This is a genomic window from Pseudarthrobacter sp. B4EP4b, assembly GCF_006680095.1.
GTDB lineage: Bacteria > Actinomycetota > Actinomycetes > Actinomycetales > Micrococcaceae > Arthrobacter.
In genome coordinates this window covers 1-20,000 of record NZ_VHIJ01000055.1, presented here as the reverse complement: position 1 = coordinate 20,000, position 20,000 = coordinate 1, and the positions used below count along the sequence as shown (strand labels likewise).

The following is a 20,000-nucleotide window of genomic DNA, read 5'->3' as shown; positions in this document are numbered from 1 at the left end:
ACTTCCCCGCCTGTTCGAAAAAAGGAACCCGCACATGAGCAGAACCGATAACGCACGGGGCCCCCTGTCCGGCCACCTTGTAGTTGACCTGAGCCGCGCTTTGGCAGGTCCGCACGCCGGCATGATGCTGGCGGACCTCGGTGCCCGCGTCATCAAGGTGGAGAACCCGGGAACCGGGGACGATACCCGGGGCTGGGGCCCACCCTTTGTCGGGCCCGCCGATGATCTCCAGTCCACCTACTTCATGTCCTGCAACCGCAACAAGGAATCCATCAGCCTGGACCTGAAAAGCGCTGACGGCCAGGAAGTGCTGCGCGGGCTGCTGGAACGCGCCGACGTGGTGATCGAAAACTTCCGCCCCGGGGTGATGGACCGGCTGGGCTTCTCGCCTGCGGCCATGCACGAGCTGAACCCGCGGCTGGTGATCCTGTCCATCACAGGCTTCGGCCATGACGGGCCGGAATCGCAGCGCAGCGGCTATGACCAGATCCTCCAGGGCGAGGCGGGGCTGATGTCCCTCACCGGCTCGGGGCCCGACGATCCCCAGCGGGTGGGCGTCCCCATCGCGGACCTGCTCGCGGGCATGAACGGTGCGTTCGGTGTCCTGGCGGCCCTGGTCGAGCGGGAGCGGACGGGCCGCGGCCAGGTGGTGCGCACCTCGCTGCTGGCATCCCTGATCGGGGTCCACGCCTTCCAGGGCACCCGAACCACGGTGGCGGGGGAAGTCCCCGAAGCGCAGGGAAACCACCATCCCTCCATCGCCCCCTACGGCCTGTTCAACTGCAAGGACGGCAGCGTGCAGATCAGCGTCGGCAGCGAAAAGCTCTGGTCCTCCTTCGCCGCCGCCTTCGGCCTGGACCCGGCAGCGCCGGGCTTCGCCAGCAACGCCGAGAGGGTGCGGAACCGCGCCGCGGTGATTGCCGCCGTCGAACGCGCTTTCGCGGACTACGGAGCAGCAGAGTTGCTGCAGAAACTGAACGACGCCGGGATCCCGGCCGGGAAGGTGCGCTCGCTTGATGAGGTGTACGCATGGGAGCAGGTGGCGTCCCAGGGCCTCGTGGTGGATGTGGACCATCCGGTACTCGGCAAGGTCAGCCTGCCCGGGCCGCCGCTGAGGTTCTTCGCCCCCGGTGACGCTGCGGAAACCACCGTCACCGAGCACGACGCGCCGCCGCTGCTGGATGAAGACGGGCCGGCAATCCGGGAATGGCTCAGTTTGGAAACTGTTGCAGCGGGAGTGTCCTGACATGCCCACCGTTGAAAAGGTGCGGCACCTCAATGCCGCCGAACTGCTGGCCGCCGTAGTGGACGACGGCTCGTTTGTCTCCTGGGATTCACCTGCGCAGGAACCCGCACTGTCCGAGGAATACTTCCGCGACCTCGCCAAAGCACGTGAACGCAGCGGGACTGACGAATCCGTCATCACCGGTGCCGGACTCATCCGTGGACGACGGGTGGCGGTGATCGTCAGTGAGTTTTCCTTCCTGGCGGGATCGATCGGCCATGCTGCAGCTCAAAGGATCGTGGCCGCCATCGAACGGGCCACTGCAGAGGGACTGCCGCTGCTGGCCGGGCCAGCGTCCGGCGGCACCCGGATGCAGGAGGGAACGCTGGCCTTCCTGTCCATGGTGAAGATCACCGGTGCGGTGCGCGCCCACCGCCAGGCCGGCCTGCCCTACCTGGTCTACCTGCGCCACCCGACCACCGGCGGCGTCATGGCCTCCTGGGGATCCCTGGGCCACATCAACGTGGCCGAACCGGGTTCCCTCCTGGGCTTCCTGGGCCCGCGGGTGTACGAAGCCCTGCACGGCGAAGCGTTCCCGGAGAACGTCCAGGTGGCGGAAAACCTGTTCAACAAGGGCCTGATCGACGGCGTGGTGGAGCCTGCTGACCTTGCCTGCCTGGTGGCCAGGGCGCTGGATATCCTCTGCGCCCGCCGTGGTCCGCTGCCGGCGCCGCCGCCCTCGCTTGCCGTCCGGCCGGCTCCGGTGGACGCATGGACCTCCATTGGCATTTCCCGGCGGCCCCGCCGGCCGGACCTGCGGCAGCTCCTGAGACACGGCGCCTCCGATGCCCTGCCCCTGAACGGAACGGGGCAGGGGGAGAAGGACCCCGGGCTCCTCCTGGCCCTTGCGCGGTTTGGCGGACAGTCCTGCATCGTCCTGGGGCACGCCCGCCCGCTGCGCAGGGACGCGGCCGGGATGGGTCCCGGCTCGCTGCGTGAGGCCCGGCGCGGCATGAAGCTGGCCGAGGAACTGCGGCTGCCGCTGCTCACTGTCATCGACACCGCCGGCGCAGCCCTCTCGCAGGAAGCGGAAGAAGGCGGGCTGGCGGGCGAGATCGCGCGCTCGCTGCACGAGCTCATCGGGCTGGAAGCGCCGTCCGTTTCGGTGCTGCTGGGCCAGGGCGCCGGGGGAGGAGCCCTGGCACTGCTGCCGGCGGACCGGACCATCGCAGCGCAGCACAGCTGGCTCTCACCGTTGCCGCCCGAAGGGGCCAGTGCCATCGTCCACCGGACCACTGCACATGCTCCGGCCATGGCGCAGGCCCAGGGCGTGAATGTCGCGGCACTCTACGCCAACGGCCTGGTGGACCATATCGTGGATGAGCGCGACGACGCCTCGCTGGAACCCCAGGAGTTCTGCCGGCGGATGGCGCTCGCTATCGAATACGAGCTGGCATCCGTGGCAGGCAGTCCCGTGCCGGAGCTGGTGGCGGCCCGCTCTGCGAAGTACCGGAGCCTGGGCGACGGGTGACCCCGGCGGCGCGGTGCTTCATGCGCCGCGCCCGCTGGCGGCACTGAACCCCCAATATGGCTGCCTCGACTGCGCCACCGGTGCATGCCGCCACGCTTGTTACCGTTGCCTGTTGCCGCCGTTTGTTACTGGGGGAGGCTACCTGCGCTGCGTGGCGCGGGCGCGGTGGGCGTTCCTGCGGAGCTGCAGAATCCGGGCGCCGCCGGCCACGGCAACCACTACTGCCCCTGACACGCTGGCAATAAACAGGGCCATCCCCAGCGGGACCGAACCCTCAAACCCGAAGTACCGGACGAGCACCAGGTCCTGGTTCTGCAGGATGAAGATGATCAGCAAAATCAGGAGTACCAGCGCTGCCACGACGGCGGCCCACACTACGCCGGCGCGGGTCACCGGCGCATGGTTGGTGGCAGGGCGGGCGGGCGGTGGGGTGGTTGACGGCGTCGAATTCGGTGCCTGGACGCCAGCGGTGTCCGGGGCCGTGCCGTGACCGGTGTTGGCGTCGACGTGTGCGGGTGTTTCGCCAGGCGGGTTGGGTTCGACGTAACGTCCCGCGGATTCCGGCTGTCCGGCTGGCGGGTAGTTTCCGGTGCTCATGCTGGTTCCCTTCCCAGGACTCCTATGGACTGATACTAAGCATGCTTATGGTCCTACCCTAATGGGAGTCGGCGGAACAGTACAACGGGATGGAGATTCAGCGGTATCCGGCACTGCAGGTCCGGTCGCCGAAGTCCCTCCTGGGCCTGCCCGGTGAGTCCTACCGCTACCGCCAACGCAAGCATCCCACAATGCCTTGGCCGGCTTTTGGCAGCTCAGGTTCCGGCGGTTCCGGTTCCCGAAATCGCTGCTACGTTCCGGAAATCCGTTCAGCGTGCTCCAGTTCCTTGGCGCTCAGTTCTCCCGGGCCGCTTGTGAGGAGTGTCCACCGTGAAGTGGTGCCGTCAGGCGTGTCGAACGCGCCGGACGCCAGGGCGCTGCCGATGAGCCGCCGCACCTCGGGCTCAGATGCGGGCGCGGTGGCGAAGACGATCCGCAGCGAAACGCTGTCCCCCTCGCGGGACCAGCCGGTATGGTGCGCGGCCAGCGGGCACGGCGGCGGGTGTTCCCAGTTCCCGCATAAGGCGGTAGTGATGGCCGCACCGGGAGCAGCAGGATCGGCGGCGCCTTCCATCAACAGGGTGGCCGCATGCACATACAGTCCGTTCACCGTGCTGATCCTTTCCGCCAAAATATGATTCGTGCTGCCGCAGCCCGCCGTGCTCCACAAAATACACTCTCCGCAGGCAACCGTCGCAACTACGCCCCTGCAAAAGCAAAGGGTGCAAACATAACCCTCGCAAACATAGCCTTCGCAAACACAACCCTCGCAAACAAAGCGGAAGGGGCTCCGGCGGAGTCCCTTCCGTGTTAACGCACCGTCAAGGCGTCAGACCCTCTCTTTGCTCTTTTCAGCCGAGGGAGTGCGCGGAGCTGGCGTCCTGCGCCAGTTGGGGAATGCCCAGAACGTGAAGTCCTGCGCCTTGACCGGCTTCTCCGGAGTTTCCGCCGGGGTTTCCTGCTTCGCCTCGGGCTGGCGTTCAGTTTCTTTCCTGATGCCCCACCCGAAGTCCTTGCTGGATGAATAGCACATCACAGGCCTCCTCATAGTGACTGCCCTTTAATCGTCCTCCTGTCAGCCCCCGGAGTCGAGGTGTGGACAGTGCGGCCTTGTCCATGAGCTGTGAACCGCCAGGGTGGAAACAGGCAGCGGACGGGAAGGCCTGGACGCCTGGTCAATGGCCACCGGACAGTACGTCCTCGGCCTCCTGCGGCTGATGGAACTGGCAAGGCCCCGGGTGGCGGAGCGGCAGCAGGCAGGTCCAGCCGGTGGGCAGGTGCACCAGGGCGCACCGTCCCGTGGTGGCCAGGTCCTCCCTCACATTGGCGTTGCTGAGGTCCGACCTGTCACCTGCCGGCTGCGATGTGCCGCTGCTTGTTGTGGTGGAGGATTCTGCATTCATTGCGGCAACTCCCCTTCGAGTGATGGCACATCCCGGAACGGGAAACTGTCTGGTCCTGCCCAGTCTGCTTCCCCGGGGTTACAGGCGGATGAAGCCGGCGTTAGATCCAGGTCAACAACCCCAAGGTTTGGAACGGGGAAGTGTTAGAAGCTCAGTTGCCGGGCCACCTGCAGCAGGAGCGTCTCAGAGCCCAAGGGGCCCACCAGTTGAACCCCCATCGGCAGCCCTTCGCCGGGTGGGCCACCGGTCCAGTGGACGGGAATACTGATCGCTGGCAGGCCGCACACGTTAACCATCGAGGACCACGGGGCGAATTCGCACTGTTTCCGGTAGTCGCCGTCGGCATCACCGGCCCACTGTGCCGACGGCCAAGGCGAGTTGCCGTGCGACGCTCCCGTGAACCAGCCCACGGGGCGTGGCGTTTGGGCGAGTGCCGGCATCAGCAGCAGGTCCCACTGTGCGTACTGCGTCACCGTGTCCCGCTCAAACTGCCGCAGGAAGGCCAGGGCCTCGTTCAGCTTGGCAGAACTTCGCTGCTGGGCCCTGCGGCGGAAAGTCCGGGTGAGCGGCGCCAGCAACGCTTCACGGTGGGGACTGATCCGCGCCGCACCCACTGCCGCCGTCCAGGCCGTAGTGAACGCATCCGGATACCGGTTGTCGTATCGGACCGCTGCCTCGCTGAGCGAATGGCCGGCGCCTTCCAGGAGTTTCTCCCCCGCACGGAGTGCGTCCATGGCCTCCTGGTCCGGGGTGAACGGGAAGGTCCCCTGCCAGGGGCTGTCCAGCGTGACGCCGATCCGCAGCCGAGGCGGCTCGTGTTCCACCGACGCAAGGTAGCTGCCTTCCGCGGACCCGGCCGGGACCAGCGCATCCATCATCAATGCCGCATCAGCGGCGCTCCGCGCCAGGGGACCGGCCACCACCAACCTGCCGGGGTCGCCCAGGCTTTCCCCAGCGGGCACCAGCCCGCGGCCGGGTTTAAGCCCCACGAGGCCGCACGCCGCGGCAGGGATCCGGATGGAACCGCCGCCGTCCGTGCCGGGAGCGAAGGGAAGCAGTCCGGCGGCCACAGCCGCCGCGCTGCCGCCGGAGGATCCACCCGAGCTCCTGCTCAGGGCGTAGGGATTGCGCGACGGCGGCGCCACCCGGTTTTCGCTGTAAGCCGTCAGTCCGAATTCCGGCACCTGGGTTTTGCCCAGCGAGACCACGCCCGTTTCCTTGAGCAGCGCCACCAGGGGGCTGTCGGTGACAGCGGGTTTGTGGTCCAGGGCCGCGCTGCCGTGGGTGGTCACTATGCCGGCTACGTCGGTGAGGTCCTTGAAAGCCAGGGGCATACCGTGCAGGAGCGGGAGCTCTTCCGGGAGGTTTCGGGCAAAGAGCGAGTCGGCGGCGCGGGCACTCTTCATCGCCTGCTCGGCCGTCACCGTGACAAACGCGCCCAGCAGGGGATTCTGCTCTTCAATCCGCGCCAGGAAGTGGGCTGTGGCCTCCGCGGAGGAAATCTCACCTGTGCGCAGGCTGTTCCGGAGGGCGACGGCGGAAAGTTCGTGGAGCTCAGCCAAAGTGCCCCGGGTCCCAAGACTCTCCGCACAGCTCCAGGGACTCCGGGGCCGCGCCGCTGGAGGCGGCGGGGTGGTCTACCGGCAAGGATCCTCCCAGGCTTCTTGCTGCAAGATGGTCCTAAAAAGCCTAACCCGCGGCCCTTCCGCAAAGGCAAGGGTGCGGGCCGCCGCAAGTGGGACTGATGCGGGGGACAGCGCTGGGTTCGGCGACGGTGCTGGTCCCGGGGACGGTGACGTGCCGGCCGATGGCTTAGGGCAGGGTACTAGGCTTAAAGCTGACCCACGATCTGCCAGACAGGACTCCCCATGAGCGATTTCGATACCGTCCCCGTCAATGACATCCCCGACGACGCCGCGATCCTTGATGTCCGTGAGGACTACGAATGGGTGGCCGGCCATGCCGACGGCGCCCTCCACATTCCCTTGGACCAGTTGCCTGCCCGGCTCGATGAACTCGATCCGGACCAGGATCTCTACGTCATTTGCCGGACCGGCGGCCGGTCCTTCCGCGCCGCACAGTGGCTGACCGGCCAGGGCTACACCGCCATCAATGTCTCCGGAGGCATGGACCAGTGGTTGGAAGCCGGAAAGCCCCTGGTCTCGGATAACGGGTTGAAGCCCATGGTGCTCTAGCCTCCGCGCGCGTCCCCGCCCTTCCGCCGCCTGTCCAGGGCGCTCATATGCTTCAAAAGGAATACCTATGCCTGCGTCCCGCGTCACCTATGCCTTTCTTGGGCCCGAAGGCACGTTCACGGAGGCCGCGCTGCTGCAGGTGCCGGGCGCTGCGCAGGCGAGGCGCGTGCCGGCGTCGAACGTGAACGCAGCACTGGACAAAGTCCGCGAGGGTTCCGCCGACGCCGCCATGGTGCCGATCGAAAACTCCGTGGAGGGCGGTGTCACCGCCACCCTTGACGCCATTGCCAGCGGGCAGGAACTGCGGATCGTCCGCGAGGTCCTGGTGCCTGTCAGCTTTGTCCTGGTGACCCGGCCGGGTGTGCGGCTGCAGGATATCCGGCGGGTGTCCACACATGGCCATGCCTGGGCGCAGTGCCGGCTGTGGATGGACGCCCACCTTCCGGACGCGGAATACGTTCCAGGATCCTCCACCGCTGCGGCTGCCGTGGGGCTACTCGCCGACGACTGCTCCTATGACGCCGCGATCTGCGCCCCGCTCGTTGCCGACGAACAGCCAGGACTCTCCGCGCTCGCACGGGACATTGGTGACAATCCGGATGCGGTAACACGGTTCATCCTGGTCAGCCGTCCGGGCATCCTCCCCCAGCGCACCGGCGCGGACAAGACCACAGTTGTGGTGCCGCTGCCCGAAGACCGGCCGGGCGCCCTGATGGAGATCCTGGACCAGTTCGCGAGTCGTGGCGTGAACCTCAGCCGGATCGAGTCCAGGCCCACCGGCCAGTACCTGGGCCACTACTTCTTCAGCATCGACGCCGATGGCCACCTTGCTGACGCGCGGCTGGCCGATGCCCTGGCGGGGCTCCACCGCATCAGCCCGGCCACCCGTTTCCTCGGCTCGTACCCGCGGGCGGACCAGCAGGAGACAGTGGTGGAACCGCACACCTCGGACGCGGCGTTCCGGGCGGCCCGGGCATGGGTGGCAGGGCTGCAGCCGGGACCTGCGCGCACGGAAAACGGTTCCGCCGCTTCGCCCACAGCGTAGGCAATTGCCTTCCCTACCACTTCCGCGGGCTGTGGACAATGCGTATGCTTGCTTGATCCACAATGGGGATGGCCCCTAACGAAGGGAGCGGGTCATGACTAGCAACAGCACTGACAATGATGGCCAGGGAATGATCGTCAATCCCCGTCCCACTGCCGACAACCAGGACTGGGACGGCGACGACGCTGACCGTGCTGACCGCCTGCGCTTCGAAGAGGAACAGGCCATGATCCGTGAGCAGTCCGAGGCCCGCGCCGCCGCTAAAGCCGCGGCAGAGGCGAACAAGGAAGCCCACGCCTGACCCGCTGGTCCAGCCGCCGGTTCCGGGGCTGCTTCAGCCGCTGGTTCAGCCCAGTGACGCCTGACCCTTAACCCTGATCAACAACGAGCGCGGTTCCACCTGGACCGTGACCTTGGTGGCCTCGCCTGCCGTGTCCCCGTCGAGCTGGGTGGGCATCGGTTCCGGGCACTTGATGATGATCCTGCCGGACCGGTAGACGGTCATGATGGGCAGCTTCCCGCTGTGCTTGAACATGATCTTGACGTACATCAGCAGCCAGCCAATGGCACTGCGGGGACTCATCACCACCACGTCCAGCATGCCGTCGTCGATCATGGCCTGCGGGATGAAATCGATGCCGCCCGGAACCAGGCCGCAGTTGGCAAAGAGGATGCTGCGGACATTGCGGATCTGGTCCGGACTGCCGTCCAGGGAAATGGAGATTTTCTTCCGACGGCCGGGCAGGTGGCGCATTCCGGCTTCCGTATAGGCCAGCCACCCGAAGGTCTTCTTCAGGCCTGCATTGGTATCGGCCAGCACCTCAGCATCCATGCCGAGTCCGGCGATCACCAGGAATACGTGTTCGGAGGAATGCCCGGTCCGGGAGTTCTCAATGCCCATCCGGGCGGTGTCGATGTAGCGCTGGCGGCCGAAGAGGGCAGTCTGGACGTTGCCGTGGAGGTCATAGACGTCCAGGTCCACATTCCGCGCCAGCAGGTTTCCGGTACCCAGCGGGATCAAGCCCATGGCAACTCTCGTGCCTGCGAGGGACTCAGCCACCACCCGCACGGTGCCGTCGCCGCCGCCCACCAGGACGACGTCGGGCTTGTCCGCCAACGCTGCCCGCACCTGCGAGAAGCCCGGATCCTCCGCCGTCGTCTCGTAAAAGACGGGCTCGTCCCACCCGGCCGTGAGGCAGGCGCGGTGGATGGCGGCTTTCGCTTCGGGGGAGCGTGCCTTGATGGGATTCAGTATGACGGCCACGCGCTGCTGGCTGAGGCCGGCCTCGTGTGCTTCGCCGGCAACCGCGCTGCGCACGTGCAGGGCCTTGAGCCTGCGGACTCCCCACCAGCTGGAGATGGCGAAGGCAAGCGCCACCGTTATCAACAGGTAGAGAATCAGGTCGCTCATGGTTCCTCAACAGTATCCCGGCGGGAGGCGGGCTTTCGGGCATAGTGGCCGGCCGCCGTCGTACTCCGCCGGATTGGATACCCTTATGTGGTGATCGACGTAAAAGACCTCAGCGAAAACCCGGAGAAGTTCCGAGCCAGCCAGCGCGCCCGCGGCGCGGACGAATCGGTGGTGGACGCGATCATTTCCGCCGACTCCGCACGCCGCGCCGCGCTGATCCGCTTCGAGAACCTCCGGGCGGAGCAGAACGCCTTCGGCAAGAAGGTGGCCCAGGCCAAGGGTGACGAGAAGAAGGCCCTGCTGGCCGAGGTCAAGGAGCTCGCCAACTCGGTGAAGGCAGCCTCCGCTGAAGCCGACGCCGCGCAGACCAAGCAGGAGGAACTCCTGCGCACCATCCCCAACCTCATCGAGGACGGTGTGCCCGAAGGCGGCGAGGACGACTACGTGGTGGTCAAGACCGTGGGCACGCCCCGCGAATTCCCCGACTTTGAGCCCCGCGACCACCTGGAGATCGGCGAGCTGATCGGTGCCATCGACATGGAGCGCGGCGCCAAGGTGTCCGGTGCACGTTTCTACTTCCTCCGCGGCGTGGGTGCCCGGCTGGAGATGGCGCTGCTGCAGATGGCCATGGACCAGGCGATCCAGGCCGGTTTCATCCCCATGATCACCCCGACGCTGGTGCGTCCGGAGACCATGCAGGGTACGGGCTTTGACGTCAAGCACGACGCCGAGATCTACCGTCTCGCCGAAGACGACCTTTACCTGGTGGGTACCTCCGAGGTGGCGCTGGCCGGGTACCACGCGGATGAGATCCTGGACTTCTCTGCCGGGCCCATCCGGTATGCAGGCCAGAGCTCGTGCTACCGGCGTGAGGCCGGGTCGCACGGCAAGGACACCCGCGGCATCATCCGTGTCCACCAGTTCAACAAGGTGGAAATGTTTATCTACACCACGGTTGAGGAGGCTGCGGCCGAGCACCAGCGGCTCCTGGCGTGGGAAGAGGAGATGCTGGCCAAATGCGAGCTGCCGTATCGGGTGATTGATACGGCTGCCGGCGACCTCGGCACGTCCGCGGCCCGCAAGTATGACTGCGAAGCCTGGGTTCCCACCCAGGGTGCGTACCGCGAGCTGACCTCGACGTCCAACTGCACCACCTTCCAGGCGCGCCGCCTGAACATCCGCGAACGGGCCGTGAACTCCGAAGGTGTCACCAAGGGCACCCGGGCTGTGGCCACGCTGAACGGAACGCTTGCCACCACCCGCTGGATCGTGGCGCTCCTGGAGCACCACCAGAACGCCGACGGCTCGGTCAACGTGCCCAAGGCGCTGCAGAAGTACCTGGGCGGGCTCGAGGTCCTCCCGGTCCTCTAGGTTTCGGCCCTGGCCCTGGCTTGGGTTTCGCACCCTCTAACGGACTCTGCACCTGCGCGTTCACGGGTGCAAAGTCCGTTAGAGGGTGTTCTTGTTCCTGTTCCCGCTGCCAGGCAGCCCCGCATTTCGTAGCAGTGCACCGAGCCGGGCCGAATCCGAAGCGGTCGCCCAGTCCCAGCGCACCACTTTGAACCCGGCTGCGCGGAGTTTGTCCTCGCGCTTCTTCTCGGCCAACACGGCCTGGCGTGCGGTCTGGCCGCCGAGGTACTCGTCGCGCAGGTACTTCGCGTCGCCGTCGAACTCCCCGATGAGTTTGAACTTGGGCCAGAAGAAGTCGGTTCGGGCGATGAAGTGCCCTCCTATGTGGAAATTTGCCTGGAGCAGGGGCGCGGGGAAACCCAGAACGTGCATCTGTGCTCTGCTCAGCGATTCGCCGGCTGACCCTGAATTAGCAACGGCGAAGTCGAGCACCCGGGTTACCCATCGTCGGCGCGCCCCTGAATCGAGACGTGCGGCCAGCTCCAGCAACTCTTCCCGGCTGACACGGGGCCCGGAGGTGCGCCGGGTGCCGATCGCATGGTCGGCCAGTACTACCCCGGCTGCAAAGCTGTCCCTTGCGATAACTGCCGCCACAGTCTCCGGCAGGGGCGTCAGCAACAGCTCCTGGTGGCGGACGGTTGGTTCCTGTGGACCGTGGCGTGCGATGCCGTAGGCGGTGATCCCTTCGATTCCGGTTAGTCCCGAAGGCAGTACGGCTGCAGACGTCGTGGGATGCGTCTCACCCCTGTGCCCCCTTGAGGCTCCGGAAAGGTGGACATGGCTCGGAACCTCGAGCAATTCCAGATCCCATAACGACGCTGCGGTGTTGAGGCAAAACTTGGACTGAGGAAGTTCAAGCTTCACCGCCAGGACTGTTTGCCGGTACCTTTCCCAAGGCGTCAGGGAGATCCACTCATCCTTGGCGGCGTAGACGCCTTTCCGGACGCGGACCAACTCCCCGCGGGCATAGCGCCTGCTGAGTGACCGGAAGTCTCCGGTACTGCGGTGGAACGCTGCGGCATCAATCAATTGCATGTCCATTACTGTTGCTGCAACGGTGGTTGGCACTGAAGCGACTGCCGGCGTATGTGGACAACAATCGGAAACGGCTCAGCACACCCGCGAACGGACTTTACACCGGCGCATGCGGGGGTGCGCTGTCCGTTGGCGGGTGCCATTCGGTCTTAGGAGCGCAGGACCCGCGGGACGCCAACTCCCATTAACCAACTGTTCAATAACTCTGTGGCGCGCGTCCTAGCGGTTTTTTGGGGGTTTCTGCTCTACTTGATGGATGACAACGCTGACTGAAACCTCAGTCGCCGGCAACGATGACCGGCGAGACAACGAAAACAACAACGTAGACCAGAAGCTGATGGTCGCCCTGGACGTGGATGGCACCCTGGTGGACCACGACGGGCACATGTCCCCGGCTGTTCGTGAAGCGGCGCAGGCAGTAGTAGCCGCCGGCCACGAGGTCATGATCGCCACCGGCCGCTCGCTCAACGCCATGCTGCCCATCATTGAAAACATCGGCATTGACCGCGGTTACGCCGTGTGCTGCAACGGCGGCGTGACCTTGCGGCTGCACCCCGATCTGGACAACGGCTACGAGGTCATCCACAAGGCCACGTTCGATCCGGCTCCCGCTCTCCGCGCCCTCCGCGAACGGCTTCCATCGGCCAAGTACGCGCTGGAGGACGAGGACGGCAACTTCCTGTCCACCGAACGCTTCCAGGACCCGAGTTTTGGTGTGGAGGCTGTGGGGGTCGATTTCCACACCATGCTCGAAGCAACCGCCGTGCGCGTGGTGGTCTTCAGCACCGAAAACACACCCGAAGAGTTCAACGAGGCCATTGAGCACGTTGGCCTCGCCGGTGTCACCTACTCGGTGGGTTGGACGGCGTGGCTGGACATCGCTGCGGCGGGGGTTACCAAGGCCAGCGCCCTGGAAAACCTGCGCGGCAGGCTCGGCATCGAACCCCACCTCACGGTGGCAGTCGGCGACGGGCGGAACGATATCGAGATGCTGACCTGGGCCGGGAGGGGAGTTGCCATGGGCCAGGCTCCGGCGGAAGTGATCGAGGCAGCCGACGAGGTCACCCATTCGGTGTATGACGACGGCGCCGCCTACGTGCTGCGCAGCCTCCTTTAGCGGGGAGGACTGGGCGCTCCCGGCGCGCCCGCAATTCCTGGCCAGGTCCCGCCGTCGGGCAGAATGGAGGGCATGACCCTTACGACGTTCGCCCTCATCCGCCACGGCCAGACTGACTGGAATGCGGAGCGCCGCCTGCAGGGCTCCACGGATATCCCGCTGAACGACGTCGGCCGGGCACAGGCGCGTGACGCCGTCGCCGTTTTGTCCGCGTACGACTGGGACGCCATTGTGTCCTCGCCACTGAGCCGCGCGGCCGAGACGGCTGATGTGCTCGCCGCCGGGCTGGGGCTCAGCGAGGTCCGCCGCATGCCCGAGCTCACGGAGCGGAGCTTTGGGCCGGCCGAGGGGATGCAGGCTGGCCCCGAACTGGACGCGCTCCGCATCCCTGGCGGCTTCCGCGGCGCCGAAAGCGAAGACGAAGCAGCTGACCGGGGCCTGGCCGCCCTGGAGGCACTGGCCGCGGAATATCGCGGACGGCGCCTTCTCGTCGTCGCGCACGGGACGCTCCTGCGCGTGAGCCTCAGCCGCGCTGTGGGCAGCACGCTGAAAAGCATCGACAACGCGGTGCTCAACCTGGCGCATCACCACGCGATCGACGGCTGGCAGCTCGAATACTTCAACGGCGAGCCGGTGATGGCGGCCAGCCAGGGCTGACCCTGCTCAGCGCGCCTCGAGGATCAGGGCCAGCAACCGTGCTGCGGCCGGCCGGGCCGCGTGCTCCTCGTTCCACTGTGCCCGGGCCACCGCCTTGCTGACAGCCTGAGTGGTGATCCCGAGTTCCTGGGCCACGGCTTTCTGCTGCCCTCGGACTCCCGGAGTCAGCAGGTCCAGGACCCGCCACTCGGCATCGGAGCGGTCACGGACAATATGCCCGAGCAGCCGCAGCACGGCCTCGGCGTCATGGGCAACCTCGGCCAGCGGACCCTCCACTGCCAACGGAACCCTGTAATTGCTGTTCCGGAGCCGGTCCACCGCCCGCCGGGCGTACACCAGCCCATGGCCGGATGCGTCCTTGATCTGGTTGGGCAGGGGTTCATTCACCGGCCCGACGCCGATGCCGACGTACCAGGCACCGGCCCGCAGCGCGATCAGCGCAGCCTCCACGGCCTGGTGCGGGCACTCCACGATGCCCTGGACTTCGTCTTCCACGGACCGGTCGAAGTCCAGGCGCGCGGGAATGTGCCGCAGGTCCTTGAGCAGCTGCGGCACCCGGTCACCATCGCGCCGGCTATCGGTCTGGTTGATTGTCAGCGTGAACATCTGAAAGCACAGCCTACCCGCAGGTAGCCTCCGCGGGGCAAGCGGGGTTGCCTCGTCCGGGCCCATCTGGTGCGATGGAGCAACGGCCGCCTTTGGGCGGTGACCGCGACGTGAGGATGGGTATGACCAGCAGCATGGGGCAGGACGAACTCGAACTGGTGGACCGCTGGTGGCGGGCTGCCAACTACCTTTCGGTAGGCCAGATCTACCTCCGCTCCAACCCGCTGCTGCGCGAACCGCTGAAGGCCGGGCACACCAAGTCCCGGCTGCTGGGGCACTGGGGCACCACGCCCGGGCTGAACTTCATCTACGCCCACCTGAACCGCGTCATCCGCCGCGACTCAGCCGAGATGCTCTTTGTTGCAGGTCCCGGCCATGGCGGTCCCGCCGTCGTCGCGAACGCCTGGCTGGAAGGCACCTACTCCGAAATTTATGGCCACGTGGGCAACGACGAGGATGGCCTGGCGGAACTCTTCCGGCAGTTTTCCTATCCGGGCGGCATCCCCAGCCATGCTGCCCCGGAGACTCCCGGCTCCATCAATGAGGGCGGTGAACTCGGCTACTCCCTCGCCCATGCCTACGGTGCGGTCCTCGACAATCCCCAGCTGGTGGCCGCCGTCGTGATTGGCGACGGCGAGGCGGAGACCGGGCCGCTGGCCGCGAGCTGGCACGCCCATAACTTCCTCGACCCGGCAGCGGACGGCGCGGTCCTGCCCATCCTGCACCTGAACGGCTACAAAATTGCCAACCCCACGGTCCTGGCACGCATGCCTGAAGCGCAGCTCGAGCAGCTCCTGCGCGGTTACGGCCACGAGCCCTACTTTGTCACCGTCAAGGATCCGGATAACACGGAGCAGGCGCACCGGGACTTCGCGGCGGCGCTCGAATCCTGCATGGCGGACATCCGTACCATCCAGGGCGCCCGGCGGACCCCGGAGAACGGCGGGCAGGCAGGCGGGGAAGTTGCTGAGGCGCCGCATTGGCCCATGATTGTGCTGCGCTCGCCGAAGGGCTGGACCGGGCCGCGCGAGGTGGACGGGCTGCAGGTTGAGGGAACGTGGCGGAGCCACCAGGTACCGCTGTCCGAGGTCCGCACCAACGGCGACCACCTGCGGCTGCTGGAGGAGTGGCTGCAGTCCTACCGCCCGGAGGAACTGTTCGACGGCGACGGGCGGCTCCGGCCCGACGTCGCCGAGGGTGCGCCCACCGGCGACTTCCGGATGAGCGCCACACCGCACGCCAACGGCGGCCTGCTCCGCCGCGCGCTGAAGCTGCCCGCCTACCGTGATCACGCCGTCGAGGTTGCCAAGGCCGGGACCGAGCGAGTCAGTCCCATGATCACTTTGGGTTCCTGGATGCGGGACGTGGTGGCCCTGAACATGGAAACATTCCGGCTGTTCGGCCCGGACGAGACGGCGTCCAACCGGCTCCAGAACGTCTACGAGGTCACGGACAAGGTGTGGCAGTACCGGATTGACGACGTCGATGAGCACCTGGCGCGCTCCGGCAGGGTGATGGAGGTGCTGAGCGAGCACCTGTGCCAGGGCTGGCTGGAGGGTTACCTGCTGACCGGCCGGCACGGGGTCTTCAATTGCTATGAGGCGTTCATCCACATCGTTGATTCGATGTTCAACCAGCATGCCAAGTGGCTGAAGGTGCACCGGAAACTGCCGTGGCGCCGGCCCGTCGCGTCGTTGAACTACCTGCTGTCCTCACACGTCTGGCAGCAGGACCACAACGGGTTTTCGCACCAGGACCCCGGGTTCATCGACCACGCGGTGAACAAAAAGGCCGAAGTCATCAGGGTGTACCTGCCGCCGGATGCGAACACGCTGCTGTCGGTGATGGAACACTGCCTGGCGTCCACCGATTACGTGAACATCGTGGTCAGCGGCAAACAACCCTCGCCCACCTGGCTGGGGCCGGACGACGCCGCCACCCACTGCCAGCGCGGGCTGGGGATTTGGGAGTTTGCGGGCTCGGAGGTGCCGGGGGAGGAACCCGACGTCGTCCTGGCCTGCGCCGGCGACGTGCCTACGGTGGAGACGGTGGCGGCGGCGGAGCTGCTCCGGCTGGGCGCCCCAGGGCTGAAGGTCCGCGTGGTCAATGTTGTTGACCTGATGCGCCTGCAGGACGAGAGCGAACACCCGCACGGGCTGCCGGCGCGGGACTTTGACGGGATCTTCACCGCGGACAAGCCCGTCATCTTCGCGTACCACGGCTATCCGTCGCTGATCCACCGGCTGGCCTACCGCCGCTCCAACCAGGAGGGCCTGCACGTGCGCGGCTATAAGGAAGAAGGGACCACCACCACACCCTTCGACATGGCCATGCTGAACGGCATCGACCGGTTCCAGCTGGCCATCGACGCCATCGACCGCGTGCCTGGCCTGGCGGAGAAGCACTCGATGCTGCGACAGGAGCTCCAGGATCGCCGGATCAGAGCCCGCGAGCACACCCGCACCCACGGTGAGGACCCGGAAGAGATCCGGAACTGGAAACTCGGCTGACCCCCGCCGCCTCTTAGCCGCCCAGGCCCACCAGTCCGTTGAGGCCGCTTGTGGGCAGGTGGATCCACCCTTCCTTGCGGGCGGCTGCGGCGTGCACGTCATCAGGCTGCGCGGTGAGTCCGACGGCGGCCGCCCGGGCGGTAAGGGAAGCGACGACGGCGTCAAACAGGTCGTCCGAGCCGGCCAGCCGTTCCTCGTGCCCGGCTAAGTCCAGCCAGGGTGCGTGCCCGCGCAGGCTTTCGAGCAGCACTGAGAGGCGTTCGGCCTCCGTGGTGCCGCGTCCTTTGTAGCCGCGGGCTGCCAGGCCCCAGAGCTTGAGCGAGGCAGCAGGATAGACCTCGGCCAGCTTGCCGGAGCCGTCCCTTGGCTGTGGGCCGTGCAGGGCTGCAATCTTTGCCTGGATGACTGCGCATCGCATGGCCGGGTGGGCAAGCCTGTCCGCCGAGACACTGAGCGGGATCAGGCCGGTCCTGGCGGTGACGAAGCGGTCCGTGTCCCGGTAAGCGAGGAGGCGCCGGCCCTCAATGCCGTCGTATGCCAGGACGGGGCCGCCGTCGAACTCCAGATGCCCGGTAAGGAACGGGATCAGCGCCTGCGGCCAGCCGACGGGGCAATCAATGCCCGTCATGTCTGTGGCTCCGAACAGCTCCACGATCTCCTGGTCAGCCACATCGAGCGCGAGCTGCACCAGCCGCGCGGAGCCCTGGCCCCATTCGATGACCGCCACCGCCGTCTTTTTGGTGGCCGCGGCAAGGTCCACTCCGAGCGTTCTCACGGAACCAGACTCTACCTCCGGCTGCATTTTTGACGGCCTGGCCCGGTTCTGGACGGCTTGGCCCATTCTGGACACCTGGTGACTCCGGACCCTTTGATCTGGAACTCTGGTGCATGGTGGGCCGCCCGCCAACAATCCCCGAAAGGAGCAACCCCTATGCCCTGGCTCGACGTGCTCGGCAACGACATCCACTACACGGACTCCGGCCGGGGCCAGCCAATTGTGCTGCTGCACGGCCATGCCTCCGCGGCAGCCTGCTGGGAGCCGATCACGGCCGAACTCGAGCAGGATTTCCGGGTGTTGACCTACGACACCTACGATCACGGCTGGTCTTCGAACTCGCCCCGTCAGGGACCACTGGTGGACCGGGCCGCAGAGCTGGACCAGTTCATCGCTTCACCCGGCCTTGAGAAACCTGTAATTGTGGGCCAATCCATGGGCGGCATGACGGCCCTCCGCTGGGCGGTCCGGAACCCCGGCGGCGCTTCAGCACTGGTGGTCTGCGGGATGGGGTGGCCGCTGGTGGTGCCGCCGCCCGGGCAGCCCGGCCAGGCAGAGAAATTCGAGGTGTTCAGCTCGCTTGATGCGGACGAGCGGATCTGGCTGGGGGTGGGGAATTCCTTCACGGAGCGGTGGATCGCCGAGAACCCCAAGGACTATGCCCGCTATATCCGCGTCCGCTCCACAGCTGCCGCCATCGAAGCCGCCCGCTACCCGCGCAGCCTCGAACAAAGCCAGGGCGAGTTCCTCAGCGCCGATCCGGCGGATGTGGACTGGTTCCAGCAAGGACTGGAATCCATCACCAGCCCGCTGCTGGTGCTGATCGGGGACCAGGAAAGGCCGCGCATCCGCCGCGGTGCGGAGCACGTGGCCGCCACCGTTCCGGGTGCCAGCCTCCTGGTGGTCGAGGACGCCGGACACAACGCCTACTTCCAGCGCCAGGACATCCTGGTGGAAGCCATCCGCAACTTGGTTGCCGCCTGACACGAAGTCCTTAGTCAGGCCGCCTGGTACGTCAGCGCGCCCGGGACCCCGCCCTTTTCGCCGAGAGAGTCTCCCCGTGCGAAAGCCGCCCAGAGGCTCCGCACTTGCCGCCCGACGTCGTGCACGTCCTCCCAGGCCGCGCCGGCAATCAAGCCCACGCCGTCCCAGGTGTTCCGGTTGCCGAAGAGAAGGGGAAGGTCGATGGTGTGGGCCGCACCGAAAATGTTGCCGGGCGCATGCCAGTGCAGCACGTAGCGGTGGGCTTTTCCGCCTGCCTTGGCATGGCGTCGGGCGAATTTCCGGGCGGCCCTGCCGTAGACGGTCTCGGTGACCGCCCAGTCAATGGCACGGACGGCGGCGGTTCCGGCAACGGGAACGCGGGCCAGCCGGCTCAGGTACGGGCTGCGCGGCAGGAACAGCCTCGCTTCCTCGGACGTGTGCCCGATCAGCACCTCTATCCCGGGTGCGGAACGGTTCCACGCGGCCTCGATATCCGGTTCCTCCGGCAGGGGTGCGTGCCCGTACTGCGTCCCGAAAGGCATGGCCGCCAGCATTCCGAACTTCCGGGCCACCTGCGCCACGTGGTCCTCCCGCTCCACCACGTCCATGGCCGGGGTGGCGCCATCAACTGCTTCGGCGGCGATGCCCATCGCATGGTTCATCTTTGCCCTGCCCCGGGAGATGCCCAGCGGGGCGCTTTGGATGATGGCGCGCTGGAACAGCTGCGGCGCCTCCGGGGTGGCCATGAGGTGCGCGATGGCGTCGCCACCGGCGGACTGCCCGAACGCCGTCACCCGGCCCGGATCGCCGCCGAATGCGGCAATGTTCCGCTGCACCCAGCGGAAGGCCTCCAGCTGGTCCAGCAGTCCGAGGTTGCCCGGACGGCCCGACCGCGTGGCCAGGAACCCGAACAGCCCCAGCCGGTAGGTCACCGAAACCACCACCACGCGGTTTTCGGCCACCAGAACTGCGGGGTCAAAGATGGCCAGGTCCCCCGAACCGGTGGTGTAGGAACCGCCGTGGATCCACACCATCACAGGCAGCCGCTCGCCCGGGGCCAGATCCGCAGGCATGGTGATGGAGAGGTTCTGGCAGTCCTCGCTGCCCGGAAGTTCCCCGTAGCGGGTGCCCAGGACGTCGTCGAGGAACGGAACCGGCCCCTGCGGGCAGGCTGGAGCGGGGGAGGTGGCCGCATACGGCTCGGTCCAGTCCGGCACAGGAACGGGCGGCTGGAAACGCGCGGCCCGGGCGTAGGGGATGCCGGTGGCCCTGAGGACGTCCCCGTCGTGCCAGCCGGTAACGGGACCGCAGGGCGGGGTAAAGATGGGTGCGGAGCTCACCGACCTACCCTAAAGCACAACTCTTAAACCACAACGCGGGGTCACTTCCGGCCCAATTTCGGTGGTGAATTGGGCGAGATGTGACCCTCCCCGCCCGCCCCCTAGCCTCGCAAGCTCGGCCAAGGAACCCTGCGGGCGTGGGCCCACGTTGCTTTATGC

20 protein-coding genes are annotated in these 20,000 nt (G+C 66.7%); 10 read left to right on the top strand and 10 right to left on the bottom strand.

All coding sequences use genetic code 11. The annotated features are described in order from the left end of the window. Positions 1–34 precede the first annotated feature (34 nt). Complete coding sequence (locus tag FNL14_RS18970) at positions 35–1,246, top strand: CaiB/BaiF CoA-transferase family protein (RefSeq protein ID WP_142063191.1); 1,212 nt, start codon at positions 35–37, stop codon at positions 1,244–1,246. A gap of 1 nt (position 1,247) precedes the next feature. Next, positions 1,248–2,756 carry a carboxyl transferase domain-containing protein gene (locus FNL14_RS18965; RefSeq protein ID WP_181762708.1) on the top strand — a complete coding sequence of 503 codons (1,509 nt, stop codon included), beginning with the start codon at positions 1,248–1,250 and terminating at the stop codon, positions 2,754–2,756. A gap of 138 nt (positions 2,757–2,894) precedes the next feature. Here the strand turns inward: FNL14_RS18965 and FNL14_RS23690 are convergent, their stop codons facing one another. From FNL14_RS23690 to FNL14_RS18940, 5 genes are all read right to left on the bottom strand, one after another. Continuing rightward, positions 2,895–3,353 carry a lipopolysaccharide assembly protein LapA domain-containing protein gene (locus FNL14_RS23690; RefSeq protein ID WP_255470923.1) on the bottom strand — a complete coding sequence of 153 codons (459 nt, stop codon included), beginning with the start codon at positions 3,351–3,353 and terminating at the stop codon, positions 2,895–2,897. A 250-nt stretch (positions 3,354–3,603) separates the two neighbouring features. Then, entirely contained in the window at positions 3,604–3,963 is a 360-nt protein-coding gene (locus FNL14_RS18955; RefSeq protein WP_220126204.1) for a hypothetical protein, read from the bottom strand. A gap of 219 nt (positions 3,964–4,182) precedes the next feature. Beyond that, positions 4,183–4,386: a hypothetical protein gene (locus tag FNL14_RS18950; RefSeq protein ID WP_091420292.1), complete on the bottom strand. Its 204-nt coding sequence runs from the start codon at positions 4,384–4,386 to the stop codon at positions 4,183–4,185. A 142-nt stretch (positions 4,387–4,528) separates the two neighbouring features. Continuing rightward, positions 4,529–4,756 (bottom strand): hypothetical protein, encoded by a 228-nt coding sequence (locus tag FNL14_RS18945; protein WP_142063188.1) that lies wholly within the window; start codon positions 4,754–4,756, stop codon positions 4,529–4,531. A gap of 143 nt (positions 4,757–4,899) precedes the next feature. Beyond that, positions 4,900–6,318, bottom strand: coding sequence for an amidase (locus FNL14_RS18940; RefSeq protein WP_142063185.1), 1,419 nt, complete (start codon positions 6,316–6,318; stop codon positions 4,900–4,902). A 306-nt stretch (positions 6,319–6,624) separates the two neighbouring features. Between FNL14_RS18940 and FNL14_RS18935 the strand changes: the two genes are divergently transcribed. The 3 genes from FNL14_RS18935 to FNL14_RS18925 all read left to right on the top strand — a co-directional run bounded on the left by FNL14_RS18935 (position 6,625) and on the right by FNL14_RS18925 (position 8,297). After that, positions 6,625–6,951 (top strand): rhodanese-like domain-containing protein, encoded by a 327-nt coding sequence (locus FNL14_RS18935; RefSeq protein WP_142063182.1) that lies wholly within the window; start codon positions 6,625–6,627, stop codon positions 6,949–6,951. A gap of 67 nt (positions 6,952–7,018) precedes the next feature. Further along, positions 7,019–7,996, top strand: coding sequence for a prephenate dehydratase (gene pheA, locus FNL14_RS18930; RefSeq protein ID WP_142063179.1), 978 nt, complete (start codon positions 7,019–7,021; stop codon positions 7,994–7,996). 94 nt (positions 7,997–8,090) lie between these two features. After that, positions 8,091–8,297, top strand: coding sequence for a hypothetical protein (locus tag FNL14_RS18925; protein WP_091420301.1), 207 nt, complete (start codon positions 8,091–8,093; stop codon positions 8,295–8,297). Between the two features lie 45 nt (positions 8,298–8,342). Here FNL14_RS18925 and FNL14_RS18920 read toward each other — a convergent pair whose 3' ends face one another. Further along, on the bottom strand, positions 8,343–9,407 hold the full coding sequence (locus FNL14_RS18920) for a diacylglycerol kinase family protein (protein WP_142063176.1): 1,065 nt from the start codon (positions 9,405–9,407) through the stop codon (positions 8,343–8,345). A 90-nt stretch (positions 9,408–9,497) separates the two neighbouring features. Here FNL14_RS18920 and serS point away from each other — a divergent pair, with 90 nt between their 5' ends. Further along, positions 9,498–10,778: a serine--tRNA ligase gene (gene serS / locus FNL14_RS18915; protein WP_142063173.1), complete on the top strand. Its 1,281-nt coding sequence runs from the start codon at positions 9,498–9,500 to the stop codon at positions 10,776–10,778. Positions 10,779–10,856: 78 nt separating this feature from the next. Here serS and FNL14_RS18910 read toward each other — a convergent pair whose 3' ends face one another. Continuing rightward, on the bottom strand, positions 10,857–11,852 hold the full coding sequence (locus FNL14_RS18910; RefSeq protein WP_255470922.1) for an endonuclease domain-containing protein: 996 nt from the start codon (positions 11,850–11,852) through the stop codon (positions 10,857–10,859). A gap of 256 nt (positions 11,853–12,108) precedes the next feature. On the opposite strand from FNL14_RS18910, the gene FNL14_RS18905 reads away from it, so the two are divergent. Continuing rightward, positions 12,109–12,969: an HAD family hydrolase gene (locus tag FNL14_RS18905; protein ID WP_091420306.1), complete on the top strand. Its 861-nt coding sequence runs from the start codon at positions 12,109–12,111 to the stop codon at positions 12,967–12,969. Between the two features lie 72 nt (positions 12,970–13,041). Next, positions 13,042–13,626 (top strand): histidine phosphatase family protein, encoded by a 585-nt coding sequence (locus FNL14_RS18900; protein WP_142063167.1) that lies wholly within the window; start codon positions 13,042–13,044, stop codon positions 13,624–13,626. Positions 13,627–13,632: 6 nt separating this feature from the next. Here the strand turns inward: FNL14_RS18900 and FNL14_RS18895 are convergent, their stop codons facing one another. After that, entirely contained in the window at positions 13,633–14,232 is a 600-nt protein-coding gene (locus FNL14_RS18895; protein WP_142063164.1) for a hypothetical protein, read from the bottom strand. 122 nt (positions 14,233–14,354) lie between these two features. Between FNL14_RS18895 and FNL14_RS18890 the strand changes: the two genes are divergently transcribed. Continuing rightward, positions 14,355–16,742, top strand: a complete 2,388-nt coding sequence (locus tag FNL14_RS18890) for a phosphoketolase (protein ID WP_142063161.1) — start codon at positions 14,355–14,357, stop codon at positions 16,740–16,742. A gap of 13 nt (positions 16,743–16,755) precedes the next feature. Here FNL14_RS18890 and FNL14_RS18885 read toward each other — a convergent pair whose 3' ends face one another. Continuing rightward, positions 16,756–17,517: a DUF429 domain-containing protein gene (locus FNL14_RS18885; protein WP_142063158.1), complete on the bottom strand. Its 762-nt coding sequence runs from the start codon at positions 17,515–17,517 to the stop codon at positions 16,756–16,758. Between the two features lie 156 nt (positions 17,518–17,673). Between FNL14_RS18885 and FNL14_RS18880 the strand changes: the two genes are divergently transcribed. Further along, complete coding sequence (locus FNL14_RS18880; protein WP_142063155.1) at positions 17,674–18,501, top strand: alpha/beta fold hydrolase; 828 nt, start codon at positions 17,674–17,676, stop codon at positions 18,499–18,501. Positions 18,502–18,515: 14 nt separating this feature from the next. Here the strand turns inward: FNL14_RS18880 and FNL14_RS18875 are convergent, their stop codons facing one another. Further along, positions 18,516–19,841, bottom strand: coding sequence for a carboxylesterase family protein (locus FNL14_RS18875; protein ID WP_255470921.1), 1,326 nt, complete (start codon positions 19,839–19,841; stop codon positions 18,516–18,518). Positions 19,842–20,000 lie beyond the last annotated feature (159 nt).